The sequence below is a fragment of the Sphingomonas humi genome (assembly GCF_039536725.1).
GTDB lineage: Bacteria > Pseudomonadota > Alphaproteobacteria > Sphingomonadales > Sphingomonadaceae > Sphingomicrobium > Sphingomicrobium humi.
In genome coordinates this window covers 642,926-654,718 of the sequence record NZ_BAAAZD010000002.1, presented here as the reverse complement: position 1 = coordinate 654,718, position 11,793 = coordinate 642,926, and the positions used below count along the sequence as shown (strand labels likewise).

The following is an 11,793-nucleotide window of genomic DNA, read 5'->3' as shown; positions in this document are numbered from 1 at the left end:
GTTCTTCACTTCGGGCCGTCGTCTCTTCCGTCACTAACGCGTCCCAACCTCCGGTGTCCGCGACCGTTCCGCAACCGACATGTTGCCAGCCGCGCGGCAAGGGCATAGCTTCAAACCCATGGGCGACAAGCCGAATGGCGCCGATGGGCATCGCGCGCGCCTTCGGCATCGGCTGCTGGAGGGCGGTGGCGACGCGTTGCTCGACCATGAGCTGGTTGAATATCTGCTGACTCTCGCGATCCCCCGCCGCGATACCAAGCCCTTGGCGAAACAGCTTATTTCGTCATTCGGCGGCCTTGGCCAACTGCTCGAAGCGCCGCCCGAAGTGCTTCGCCGTGAGGGACTGACCGACGGTATCATCGGCGCCCTGGCGATCGCCCGCGCGACCGCGCTACGGCTCCTCGAGACCCGCACCGAAGGCCGCCCGCTGCTGTCGAGCTGGGATGCGCTCGGCGATTACCTCCAGGCAGCGATGAGCCACAGCCAGGTCGAGGAAGTGCGCGTGCTGTTTCTCAACGCCAAGAACGTGCTGATCGCCAACGAGGCGATGTGGCGCGGGTCGGTCGACGAGGCCGCGGTCCACGTGCGCGAAGTCATCGCCCGGGCCATCGCGCTTGGCGCTACCGCGCTGATCCTCGTCCACAATCATCCGAGCGGAGATCCGACGCCGAGCCAGCAGGACATCCGCCTCACCCGCGACATCGTCGATGCCGGGCGGCACATGAAGATCACCGTCCACGACCATGTCATCGTCGGTGCGCAGGGCCGCAGCAGCCTTCGATCGATGGGACTGATGTGAACGTCCGCGATGGCACTGCCGCAAAGGATCATGATTGTCGGTCAGCCTGGCTCGGGCAAAAGCACGCTGGCACGGCGGATCGGGGACGTAACCGGGCTGCCCGTCATCCACATCGACCGCATCCACTGGCAATCTGGCTGGGTTGAACGATCGAAAGCCGAGAAGCGCCGTCTTTGCCTCGAGACGGAGGCCGGAGAGCGCTGGATTTTCGAGGGCGGCTTCAGCCCGACCTGGCCGAGCCGGCTGCGGCGTGCCGACCTGTTGATATGGGTCGATCGCCCGATGGGGCTGCGACTGTGGCGAGTGTTGCGGCGTGCGCTGACCCAACTCGGCCGGACCCGCCCGGACATGGCCGACGGCTGCCCCGAACGGCTTAGCTCGCTGCCGGAATTCGCGCATTACATCCTGACCACTGGCCGCTCGCAGCGGCGCAGGCTCGGTCAGCTGGCCACTTCCGCCACTTGCCAGGTCGAGCGGCTGCGCAGTGACGAAGAGGCCGCCGCACTGGTCGATCGCCTCCGCCTCGCGTTTGCCACACAATCCGTGTAGGCGCGCGGCCATGCTGACTATCAACGGAATCACGGTTCGCCTCGGCGGGCGGACTATCCTTGACCGCGCCACCGCGACCATCCGCCCCAAGAGCAGGGTCGGACTGATCGGCCGCAACGGTGCAGGCAAGTCGACCCTGATGAAGGTCATGATCGGCCAGCTCGAGGCCGACGACGGCGAGATTGAGATGCCCAAGCGCACCCGGCTCGGCTATATCGCTCAGGAAGCGCCGAGTGGCGATGCGACCCCGTTCGAGACCGTGCTCGCCGCCGACACCGAGCGGGCCGAACTGATGCTCGCCGCCGAAGATTACAGCGACATGGACCGGCTCGGCGAAGTGCACGAGCGCCTGCTCGCGATCGACGCCTATGGGGCGCCGTCGCGGGCGTCGAAGATCCTGCTCGGCCTCGGTTTCGACGAAGAAATGCAGGCGCGCCCGCTCGACAGTTATTCGGGCGGCTGGAAGATGCGTGTGGCGCTCGCCGCCCTGCTCTTTTCGGAACCCGACATCCTGCTGCTCGACGAGCCGTCGAACCACCTCGATCTCGAAGCGACGCTGTGGCTGGAGAATTTCCTCAAGGATTATGCCGGCACGCTTGTCGTCATCAGCCACGAACGCGACCTGCTCAACAACGTGGTCGACACGATCCTTCACGTCGAGGGCGGCCGGCTGACGCAATATGCCGGTGGCTATGACGATTTCGAGCGGCAGCGGGCCGAGCGGGCGGCGCAGCTGGCGGCGGCCAAGGCCAGCCAGGATGCGCAGCGCGCGCGCTTGCAGGACTATATCGCCCGCAATTCGGCGCGCGCCTCGACCGCCAAGCAGGCGCAGAGCCGGGCCAAGATGCTGGCGAAGATGCAGCCGATCGCGGCCATGGCCGACGATCCGAGCCTCAGCTTCGCTTTCCCCAGCCCAACCGAACTCAAGCCGCCGCTGATCACGCTTGAGATGGCGGCGGTCGGCTACAGTGACACGCCGATCCTGCGGAAATTGAACCTGCGGATCGATCCCGACGATCGGATCGCGCTGCTCGGCCGCAACGGCAACGGCAAGACGACACTGGCGCGCCTGCTTGCGGCGCAGCTTCCGGCGATGGAAGGCGCGATGGTCGCGACCGGCAAAATGCGCGTTGGCTATTTCACCCAGTATCAGGTCGAGGAACTGCACGGCGACGAGACGCCGCTGATGCACATGAGCCGGGCAATGGAAGGCCTCTCGCCCGCCGCCGTGCGCGCGCAGCTCGGGCGCTTCGGATTCTCCGGGGACAAGGCGACGACGCTGACCAGCAAGCTGTCGGGCGGCGAACGGGCGCGGCTGGCGCTGGCGCTGATCACCCGCGAGGCGCCGCACCTTCTCATCCTCGACGAGCCGACCAACCACCTCGACGTCGATGCCCGCGAGGCGCTCGTCCAGGCGCTCAACGAATATGATGGCGCCGTCATCCTAATCAGCCACGACCGTCACATGGTCGAGCTGACCGCCGACCGGCTGGTGCTGGTGGATGATGGCAAGGCGGTCGATTACGCCGGCAGCATCGAGGACTACATCGATTTCGTGCTTGGCCGGAACCAGCCGAAGGCGGACACGAAGTCCAAGGTTCCGAAGGGCTCCAAGGCCCGTGAAGACGCCAAGGCGCTCAAAAAGGCGACCGACGATGCCGAAAAGGAAAGCCTGCGCCTTGCCGAGCAAAGGTCCGAGCTCGACCGCGCGATGTTCGATCCCTCCGGCGCCGAACCGCAATTTGCGAAGCTGTCGATGAGCGAACTGTCGAAACGCCGGGCCAAGGTCGCGGCCGCGCTGGAGGAAGCCGAGGCGCGCTGGATGGCATTGGCGGAAAAACTGGAACGCGAACCGGCCTGACGGGCCGCAGGCAGGGGGGCGAATGAAAGCGGTCGAGACGTTCGAACTGGTGTTGCTACTGCTTTCGGCAGTGGTCGCGCTGCACGCGCTCGCCGACAAGCTGCGTTTCCCGCCGTCCGCAGCGCTGCTGGTCGGCGGCGGCGCGCTGGCGTTCATCCCCGGGCTGCCGCCCTTCACCCTCGACCCTGAGCTGGCGCTGGTGCTGTTCCTTCCGCCACTGTTGTTCGAAGGCGCCTACTACACCGCCTTCGGCCGTTTCCGCGCCCACCTGCCCGGGATCATCTCGCTTGCGGTCGGAGCGGTGATCTTCACCACCTGCCTCGTTGCCGTGGCGGTGAAGTGGCTGGTGCCGGACCTGCCCTGGGCGGCCTGCTTCGCGCTTGGCGCCATTGTCTCGCCGCCGGACGCGGTTTCGGCCCGTGCCGTGTTGCAGGGCATCCGCCTTCCGCGCCGCCTGCAAGCATTGTTGGAAGGCGAAAGCCTGCTCAACGACGCGACCGGACTCGTGCTGTTCCGCTTCGCCGTCGCCGCAACGCTGAGCGGCACCTTCCACCTCGGCGAGGCGATCGGCAGCTTCGCCTTGCTTGCGCTGGGCGGCGCGGTGGTCGGTGTGGTGGTCGGCCGCCTGTCGGTCTTCCTCCTCACCAAGATCGAGGACCGGACCCTGTTCGTCACCACCTCGACACTCATCTGCTGGGCAGCCTATCTTGCCGGCGAAGCGCTCCACGTGTCGGGGGTGATCGCCACCGTCGCCTCGGGCCTGGTGGTTGGCTGGTACCAGCACGTGGTGATGCCGGCACGGGTGCGTATCCAGGGCACCGGCTTCTGGCGGACGATGATCTTTTCGCTGGAAGCACTGGTCTTCATCCTGATCGGCTTCTCGCTCCGCAGCGTGGTCGACCGCGCCGGAGGCATTGCGGAAGTCACGGCGACGATGGCGGTGCCGGTGCTGGGGGTCCTTGCGGCGATGACCTTCGCCCGGGTGGTTTGGGTATTCGGAAGCGACGCCCTGCTCCATGCCGCACGACGACTTGGCGTTCGCAGGGCGCGGCCGCTCGGCGCTTCGCAGGCCGGCGTCCTGGCGTGGACCGGAATGCGCGGCGTGGTGACCCTGGCAGTTGCGCTGACCCTGCCCGCCGCCATGCCGGGGCGCGATCTCATGCTGATCACCGCCTTTGCCGCCATCCTGATGACGGTGATCGTCCAGGGCGGCAGTCTTGGCTGGCTGATCGGTCGCCTCCGCCCCGTCGATGGCGATCCGCCGCCGCGGATGAGCCTGCCCGAAACCGAAGCCGCGATCGCCAAGGCCAAGCTTCGCGCGGTCGAGGCCCACGCTTATGACGCGGACGGACAGCTGATCCATCCCCAATTGCTGGAACAGCAGCGCGCCAGGGCCCGCGCATCGGAGAAATACGCACGGGACGCGGACGGCTTCATGGACGGCATCCAGTCCCACTTCGAGGTCCTGTTGCTGGCCATCGCCGAGGGCCGCCGCGAGCTGATCCGCCTGCACCGGGCAGGAAAGATCGAAGACGAGGTGCTGCACGACCTCGAACGCGACCTCGACCTCGAGGAAGTCAGCATCACTTTCCAGCGCGGCGAGCAGCTCGACCTGCGCTGATCCGCTCCGTCCGCGTTGCGGGAGCGCCCCTCCCCTGCTAGCGGGCGCGGCCATGGTTCCCCGCTATTCACGCCCCGCCATGACCGCCATCTGGGCGGCCGAAAACCGCTTCCGCATCTGGTGGGACATCGAAGTGTTCGCCGCCGAGGCGATGGGCGAAATCGGGATGATCCCGCGTGAGGATGCGGCCAAGATCGTCGAAGCGCATGGCCGCGGGGTCATCGACCCGGTGGACGTGCCCGCGATCGACGCGATCGAGGCGGTGACCAAGCATGACGTGATCGCCTTCCTGACGTGGGCCGGCGAAAAGCTTGGCGACGAGCGGCGCTGGCTCCACCAGGGAATGACCAGCAGCGACGTGCTGGACACGGCGCTGGCGGTACAGCTGGCGCAGGCGAGCGACGTCCTGATCGAGGACCTGAAGCAGCTGCTAGCAGTTCTCGAGCGGCGGGCGTTCGAGCACAAGCTCACCCCGACTATTGGCCGAAGCCATGGAATCCATGCCGAGCCGGTCACCTTCGGGCTGAAGCTTGCCCAGGCGCATGCCGAGTTCGCGCGCAACCTCGCCCGCCTCCAAGCGGCGCGGGAGGAGATAGCGACCTGTGCGATCTCGGGCGCGGTCGGCACCTTCGCCAACATCGATCCACGGGTGGAGGAGCATGTCGCAAAGCGCCTCGGCCTGACGCCCGAGCCCACGTCGACGCAGGTCATTCCGCGCGATCGCCACGCCATGTTTTTCGCGACGCTGGGCGTCATCGCGTCGAGCATCGAGCGGCTGGCGACCGAGGTGCGGCACCTGCAGCGGACCGAAGTGCTGGAAGCGGAGGAGTATTTCTCGCCCGGCCAGAAAGGTTCGAGCGCGATGCCGCACAAGCGCAATCCGGTGTTGACCGAGAACCTCACCGGCCTTGCCCGCCTGGTGCGCAGCGCCGTCACGCCCGCGATGGAGAATGTCGCGCTGTGGCACGAGCGGGACATCAGTCATTCCAGCGTCGAACGGTTCATCGGCCCCGACGCGACGATCACCCTCGACTTCGCGCTAGCGCGGCTGACGGGCGTGATCGACAAGCTGCTGGTCTATCCTGAGCGGATGCAAAAGAACCTCGACCGGATGGGCGGTCTCGTCCACTCGCAGCGCGTGCTGCTGGCGCTGACGCAGGCCGGGCTCAGCCGCGAGGATGCCTACGCCAAGGTCCAGCGCAACGCGATGAAGGTATGGGAATCCGACGGCGCCCTGTCACTGCTAGACCTGCTCAAGGCTGACCCCGAAGTCACCGCGGTCCTGCCGCCCAAGAAGCTCGATGAGAGCTTCGACCTCGGCTACCACTTCCGCCAGGTCGACACGATCTTCACCCGGGTATTCGGACGGGCGTAGCGAGCCAGCCGCCGCCATCCGCCTTGCGGGGCCTAGGCGCCGTGCTCCCTGATGTTTTCACGGACACGTTCATCGAGGCGGTCCGAGGCTTCCTTGCGCGCCGCGATCTTCTCCTCGGTGTTCTCGGCGAGCCGCTTTTCGCGCGCTATCTCCGTTTCCATCTGACGCTTCTTGCTCATGCATGCCCTCCGTTGGCTGGTTTATTTCGGTTTAGCGCCACGGTGGGTCGCTGCCTAATGGTCAAATCGCAAGCCGGCCTGCCGGTCGACTTCTCGACCTTTACCGCCTGGCCTTGCCAGCCAGCTTCGGCTTGAGTTCGTCGTATGTCCCCTCGACAAAGCGGTCCGGCGTGATGAAGCCGTTGGATGCGACCTTGCCTTCGTAGGCGGCGGTTGGCCTGGACGCGATCACCTGCGCCTTGGTCCGACCGGCGCGAATGCCGGCGGCGACCTTGGCGCGGATGTCGGCCAGCATGTCGTGATAGGCCTGAAGATCTTCGCGAGTGGCGACGGGGCCGTGGCCGGGAATGACCTTGCCGCCCGGCTTGACGATCCCGAGCCCGGTCTTGGCCGCGGCGATCATCCCGTCGATCGAGCCGCCGCTCTCGCGATCAATGAAGGGATAGGTCGCCTTGAAGAAGAAGGTGTCGCCCATGTGCAATACGTTGGCACTGCTCCAATAGACCAGCGAATCGCCATCGGTGTGGGCGTTGTCGACGTGGGTCACCTGCAGGTCGTCGCCATTGAGATGAATGGTCACTCCCTTGGCGAAGGTAACGACGGGCAGGCCGGCCTTGGGGGTCGCCTTGATCTGCTCGTTCATGGTCTTGAAAAAGGTGTCGGCCGACAGCCGGCGGCGGACGTTGTCATGCGCGACGATGATCGCGCCCGCTTCGCCGAACGCCACGTTTCCGCCGGTATGGTCACCGTGCCAGTGGGTGTTGATCAGGAACTTGATGGGATCGGGATGGAGCGACTTGACTGCCGCGATGATCTTGGGTGCCAGCGGCGCAAACTGGTCGTCGATAATGACGTTGCCGTCCTCGCCGTAGCTGACGCCGATGTTGCCCCCGGCACCGAACAGCACGGCCACGCCGGGCGCGACGCGCTCGACCTTGATCTCGACCTTGGAATAGTCCTGCTGGGCCGCAGCCGGGGTGGCGGCAAGCAGCAATGCGATAGCGGCGGCGATACGGCGCATGATGGTCTCCCCTGTGTTCCTTGCGCGCACGCTAGTCGCGCCAGGCGCTCGCGGGAATACCGCTCATCGCCTCAGGCGTAGGGCAGCAAGCGATCGACCAGCGCGGTCATGTCGTCCTGGCTGGTGTCGCTGTTGGACAGGAGAACGACCGAGCGACCGCTCGAAAGGTCATGCGCAAGGTGCGTCCGATAGCCCTGCACCTTGCCCGTTTCCCAGGCGACCTGCCGTCCGGCGATGTCGCGCACCCGGCCGCCGAGCGCATAATGATCGTCGGCCATGCGGACAGTGACGAGCCGCGTGCGCGATTGGGGCGTCAGCAGGCGGCGCGTATCGAAGATGGCATGGGCCGCGCGCACGAGGTCAGCGGCACCGCTGACGATATTGCCGCTTGCTCCTCCGAACGGCGGCACGAGCGCTTCCTTGAGTTTTCCGCCATTGTCGTAGGCGCGGGCCGATCCTGGCAGCGGCCCGGTCCTCGTGTCGGCAAACCCGGTCTGGCGAAGTCCCGCGGGCCGGAAGACTTCGCGCGCGAGTACGTCTTCGAAGCGCGCCTTGGTCACGCGCTCGATGGCGGCGTGAATCAGCACCCAATTGTTGAAGGCATAATCGAAGCGGGTGCCCGGCGCGAAGGCCAGCTCACCGCTGCCGAAGCGGGCGACCATCTCGCGCGATCCGGCGAGCGATGCACGAAGGCCGGGTTCGGCGCCGATCGCCTGCGTGACGCGATCGGGGATGCCGCTGCTGTTGGCGAGCAGCTGCACCAGCGGCACGTCGCCATAAGGGCCGACAAGCTCGGGCAAGGCCGCACGAAGCGGGGCATCGATCGACAGCAATCCGCGCTCGGCAAGCCGCAGCACCGCCACGGTGGTCAGCCACTTCGACACCGATCCGATCCGAACGGTGGTGGCGGGCCCGAAGGCAATGCCGCGTTCCCGGTCGGCAAGGCCGAAGACCCGGGAGGACGTGATCTTCCCTTGCCGGCCAAAGGCGACCGAGCCGCCCAGCTTCTGGCGGGCAACGAAGTCGTCGATCAGCGCCGCGGCGCCAGGCGGCAACGGTGCGGCGGAAGCAGGGGCGACGCGCAGCACGAGGGGCGTGGCGGCAGCGGCGGCCATGAAGGACCGCCGGGAAAAGATCGTCATCGTGCCTCGTGGGGAAAAACGCAGTTACAAAGAGAACCCTAGCCCAGCACATCCTTGATGCGCGAGAAGAAACTCTTCGCGTTGGGGCACTCCTCGCCGGTTTCCGTTTCGCGGAACTGGCAGAGGATTTCCTTCTGCTTGGCCGTCAGCCTGGTCGGGGTTTCGACCAGCACGCGGGTGATCATGTCACCCCGGCCGCGGCCATTCAGCACCGCCATTCCCTTACCGCGCAGGCGCAGGGTCTCACCCGACTGGATGCCGGCGGGGATTTTCACCTCGATCTCCTCGCCGTCGATCCCCGGAACGGTGATCGATCCACCAAGCGCCGCCGTGGTGAAGGTGACGGGGCAGTCGGCGACGAGGGTCGTCCCCTCGCGGGCATAGATCGGGTGGCGCTTCAAATGGACGAACAGGTAGAGGTCGCCGCCCGGCGCGCCGCGAATGCCCGCCTCGCCTTCGCCGGCGACACGGATGCGGGTGCCTTCATCGACCCCGGCTGGGACCTGAATGGTCAAGGTGCGGCGCTTCAGCGAACGGCCTTCGCCCTGACAGACGGGACACGGATCGGCGATGGTGACGCCATGACCGTGACAGGTCGGGCATCCGCGCTCGACCACGAAGAAGCCCTGCTGCGCGCGGACCTTGCCGGCGCCGTTGCAGGTGCCGCAGCGTTCGGGAACCGCGGTTCCGCGCGCGCCGTCGCCTTCGCACGGCTCGCACGCGGCCATGGTCTCGATGTCGATGGTGGCGGCCTTGCCGGCGAAGCTTTCCTCAAGCGTCAGCTCGAGGTCGTAGCGAAGGTCCGCGCCGCGAGCCGCATTCTGGCGAGCGCCGCGGGGGTCCATGAACTCGCCGAAGATCGACGAGAAGATGTCGGAAAAGTCGGGCCCCGCCCCGCCGCCGAAGCCACCCGCGCCCGCGCCGCCGTTCTGGAAGGCAGCATGGCCGAAGCGATCATAGGCGGCGCGCTTCTGCGGATCCTTGAGGCAGTCGTAAGCCTCGTTCAGCTGCTTGAACTTCGCCTCACGCTCCGGACAGCCGCCGTGGCGATCCGGGTGACATTCCATCGCAAGCCGGCGAAAGGCCGACTTGATGGTCTTTTCGTCGGCTCCGCGCTGAACGCCGAGGAGCTCGTAATAATCAACATGGACGCTCATGACGTATACCCTTGGAACGACGTCCCGGCGGCGGTGCCCGGCGAAGCATCACTTCGACAGGCAACCGTCGCCGGAACGACGATAAGCATCGGTTACGCCTTCTTCTCGTCGTCGACTTCGGAATATTCCGCGTCGACTACTTCCTCGTCAGCCGCCTGACCGCTTTCGGCCGTGTCGGCCTGCGCCTGCGAACCGCTGGCCTGCTGGCTCTCGTAGATCGCCTGGCCAAGCTTCATCGCGACCTGCGTCAGGGCATTGGTCTTGGTGGTCATGACGTCGGGGTCGTTGCCCTCGATCGCGGTCTTGGTTTCGGCGATCGCAGCTTCGATCTCGGCCTTCACGTCGGCCGACACCTTGTCGCCATGCTCGGCAAGCTGCTTCTCGGTCGAATGGACAAGGCTTTCGGCGTTGTTCTTCGCCTCGGCCGCGGCGCGCCGCTTCTTGTCCTCTTCGGCGAACTGCTCGGCCTGCTTGACCATGTTCTCGATGTCGGAGTCCGACAGACCACCAGACGCCTGGATGCGGATCTGCTGTTCCTTGCCGGTGCCCTTGTCCTTGGCCGACACGTTGACGATGCCGTTGGCGTCGATGTCGAACGTGACCTCGACCTGTGGCACGCCGCGGGGGGCCGGCGGAATGCCGACGAGATCGAACTGACCGAGGATCTTGTTGTCCGCAGCCATTTCGCGCTCACCCTGGAAGACCCGGATGGTGACGGCATTCTGGTTGTCGTCCGCGGTCGAGAAGACCTGGCTCTTCTTGGTCGGTATCGTCGTGTTGCGATCGATCATACGGGTGAAGACACCGCCCAGCGTCTCGATGCCGAGCGACAGCGGGGTCACGTCGAGCAGGAGCACGTCCTTGACGTCGCCCTGAAGGACGCCGGCCTGGATCGCGGCGCCGATGGCGACGACCTCGTCCGGATTGACGCCGGTGTGCGGCTCCTTGCCGAAGAACTCCTTCACGACTTCACGCACGCGCGGCATGCGGGTCATGCCGCCAACCAGCACCACTTCGTCGATCGCCGCGGCGTCGAGGCCCGCGTCCTTGAGCGCCTTCTTGCAGGGCTCGAGGGTGCGGTTGATGAGGTCCGCGACCAGCTTCTCGAGGTCGGAACGAGTGATCGTCTCGACGAGGTGAAGCGGAGTCGTCGCGCCGCCTTCCATGCGGGCGGTGATGAAGGGCTGGTTGATCTCGGTCGTCTGGGCCGACGACAGCTCGATCTTGGCCTTCTCGGCTGCTTCCTTCAGGCGCTGCAGGGCGAGCCGATCCTTGCGCAGGTCGATCCCCTCCTTCGCCTGGAACTTGGCCGCCAGATGCTCGACGATCTTGGCGTCGAAATCCTCGCCGCCGAGGAAGGTGTCGCCATTGGTCGACTTCACCTCGAACACGCCGTCGCCGATTTCCAGCACCGACACGTCGAACGTGCCGCCGCCAAGGTCGTAGACCGCGATCGTCTTGCCGTCGTTCTTCTCGAGCCCGTAGGCGAGCGCCGCGGCAGTCGGCTCGTTGATGATGCGCAGCACTTCAAGGCCGGCGATCTGGCCGGCGTCCTTGGTCGCCTGGCGCTGCGCGTCGTTGAAGTAGGCCGGCACGGTGATCACCGCCTGGGTGACAGTCTCGCCGAGATAAGCCTCGGCCGATTCTTTCATCTTCTGAAGGATGAAGGCGCTGATCTGCGACGGGCTGTAATCCTGGCTGCCGGCATTGACCCAGGCATCGCCATTCTGGCCCTTGACGATCTTGTAAGGGACCAGCTCGGTGTCCTTCTTGGTCACCGGGTCGTCGAAGCGGCGGCCGATGAGGCGCTTCACCGCGAAGATCGTGTTGTCAGGATTGGTGACGGCCTGGCGCTTGGCCGGCTGGCCGATGAGGCGCTCGCCATCCTTAGTAAAGGCGACCACCGAGGGAGTGGTGCGCGCGCCTTCGGCATTCTCGATGACCTTGGGCTTGCCGCCCTCCATCACCGCAACGCAGCTGTTGGTCGTGCCGAGATCGATCCCGATCACTTTCGCCATAGTCTTGTTACCCTTTCACTCGCCCCCGGACGCCTTGAACAAGCACGTCCGTTCTTGCTGTTCTGGCGGCG

Annotated in this window: 10 protein-coding genes; 5 read left to right on the top strand and 5 right to left on the bottom strand. The window is 65.9% G+C overall.

The features are described 5' to 3' along the window. Positions 1-118 precede the first annotated feature (118 nt). From radC to purB, 5 genes are read left to right on the top strand one after another with little or no spacing between them, the layout of a single operon-like run. Positions 119-799: a RadC family protein gene (gene radC, locus ABD729_RS11090; RefSeq protein WP_344710305.1), complete on the top strand. Its 681-nt coding sequence runs from the start codon at positions 119-121 to the stop codon at positions 797-799. Between the two features lie 9 nt (positions 800-808). Then, positions 809-1,348: a P-loop NTPase family protein gene (locus ABD729_RS11085; RefSeq protein WP_344710304.1), complete on the top strand. Its 540-nt coding sequence runs from the start codon at positions 809-811 to the stop codon at positions 1,346-1,348. 10 nt (positions 1,349-1,358) lie between these two features. Further along, on the top strand, positions 1,359-3,209 hold the full coding sequence (locus ABD729_RS11080; protein ID WP_344710303.1) for an ABC-F family ATP-binding cassette domain-containing protein: 1,851 nt from the start codon (positions 1,359-1,361) through the stop codon (positions 3,207-3,209). A gap of 22 nt (positions 3,210-3,231) precedes the next feature. Further along, positions 3,232-4,830 (top strand): Na+/H+ antiporter, encoded by a 1,599-nt coding sequence (locus ABD729_RS11075; protein WP_344710302.1) that lies wholly within the window; start codon positions 3,232-3,234, stop codon positions 4,828-4,830. 52 nt (positions 4,831-4,882) lie between these two features. Next, complete coding sequence (gene purB / locus ABD729_RS11070) at positions 4,883-6,205, top strand: adenylosuccinate lyase (RefSeq protein ID WP_344710301.1); 1,323 nt, start codon at positions 4,883-4,885, stop codon at positions 6,203-6,205. A gap of 32 nt (positions 6,206-6,237) precedes the next feature. Here purB and ABD729_RS11065 read toward each other — a convergent pair whose 3' ends face one another. The 5 genes from ABD729_RS11065 to dnaK form a co-directional block, all read right to left on the bottom strand. Continuing rightward, positions 6,238-6,384, bottom strand: coding sequence for a hypothetical protein (locus tag ABD729_RS11065; RefSeq protein ID WP_344710300.1), 147 nt, complete (start codon positions 6,382-6,384; stop codon positions 6,238-6,240). Positions 6,385-6,484: 100 nt separating this feature from the next. After that, positions 6,485-7,405, bottom strand: a complete 921-nt coding sequence (locus ABD729_RS11060) for an MBL fold metallo-hydrolase (RefSeq protein WP_344710299.1) — start codon at positions 7,403-7,405, stop codon at positions 6,485-6,487. Between the two features lie 71 nt (positions 7,406-7,476). Further along, entirely contained in the window at positions 7,477-8,547 is a 1,071-nt protein-coding gene (locus tag ABD729_RS11055; RefSeq protein ID WP_344710298.1) for a serine hydrolase domain-containing protein, read from the bottom strand. A 38-nt stretch (positions 8,548-8,585) separates the two neighbouring features. Beyond that, complete coding sequence (gene dnaJ, locus ABD729_RS11050; RefSeq protein ID WP_344710297.1) at positions 8,586-9,704, bottom strand: molecular chaperone DnaJ; 1,119 nt, start codon at positions 9,702-9,704, stop codon at positions 8,586-8,588. A 92-nt stretch (positions 9,705-9,796) separates the two neighbouring features. Then, on the bottom strand, positions 9,797-11,722 hold the full coding sequence (gene dnaK, locus ABD729_RS11045; RefSeq protein ID WP_344710296.1) for a molecular chaperone DnaK: 1,926 nt from the start codon (positions 11,720-11,722) through the stop codon (positions 9,797-9,799). Positions 11,723-11,793: the final 71 nt, after the last annotated feature.

Bases quoted from the DNA above. Each gene is read 5' to 3' on its own strand.
- ABD729_RS11080 (WP_344710303.1), top strand. From the start codon at position 1,359: ATGCTGACTATCAACGGAATCACGGTTCGCCTCGGCGGGCGGACTATC.
- radC (WP_344710305.1), top strand. From the start codon at position 119: ATGGGCGACAAGCCGAATGGCGCCGATGGGCATCGCGCGCGCCTTCGG.
- ABD729_RS11075 (WP_344710302.1), top strand. From the start codon at position 3,232: ATGAAAGCGGTCGAGACGTTCGAACTGGTGTTGCTACTGCTTTCGGCA.
- ABD729_RS11065 (WP_344710300.1), bottom strand. From the start codon at position 6,384: ATGAGCAAGAAGCGTCAGATGGAAACGGAGATAGCGCGCGAAAAGCGG.
- ABD729_RS11060 (WP_344710299.1), bottom strand. From the start codon at position 7,405: ATGCGCCGTATCGCCGCCGCTATCGCATTGCTGCTTGCCGCCACCCCG.
- dnaK (WP_344710296.1), bottom strand. From the start codon at position 11,722: ATGGCGAAAGTGATCGGGATCGATCTCGGCACGACCAACAGCTGCGTT.
- ABD729_RS11055 (WP_344710298.1), bottom strand. From the start codon at position 8,547: ATGACGATCTTTTCCCGGCGGTCCTTCATGGCCGCCGCTGCCGCCACG.
- purB (WP_344710301.1), top strand. From the start codon at position 4,883: ATGGTTCCCCGCTATTCACGCCCCGCCATGACCGCCATCTGGGCGGCC.
- ABD729_RS11085 (WP_344710304.1), top strand. From the start codon at position 809: ATGGCACTGCCGCAAAGGATCATGATTGTCGGTCAGCCTGGCTCGGGC.
- dnaJ (WP_344710297.1), bottom strand. From the start codon at position 9,704: ATGAGCGTCCATGTTGATTATTACGAGCTCCTCGGCGTTCAGCGCGGA.